The following is a 307-nucleotide window of genomic DNA, read 5'->3' on the forward strand; positions in this document are numbered from 1 at the left end:
CAGGCCATAGATGTAGCTTCCTTATCCATTACTGAAGGGTTTGTAGGCACGAATATTTGGATTAGAGGAAATGGTTTTAGTGAGATTAAAGAAGAAAATAAGGTTACTTTTAATGGTGTTGAAGCAATAGTAAAATATGCTTCTGTTAAAAGTATTACAGTAATTGCGCCAGATGCAACTACAGGGCCAGTTGTGGTAACGGTAAAAGGTGTCACTTTTGAGACTACTCCTTTATTTACCTATGTTGGTGATGCAATGTCTTGCGAAGATTTTGGTAAACTCACAGTTACTAATTTTAAGATAACAG

The 307-nt window shown here is 35.8% G+C and carries 1 protein-coding gene; it reads left to right on the forward strand.

What is annotated here, in order from left to right; genetic code table 11:
* Positions 1-307: IPT/TIG domain-containing protein (locus Z053_RS29295; protein WP_035096752.1), on the forward strand; the 307-nt coding region annotated here is incomplete at both ends.

This window comes from Aquimarina megaterium XH134 (assembly GCF_000520975.1).
In the GTDB taxonomy this organism is placed as follows: domain Bacteria; phylum Bacteroidota; class Bacteroidia; order Flavobacteriales; family Flavobacteriaceae; genus Aquimarina; species Aquimarina megaterium.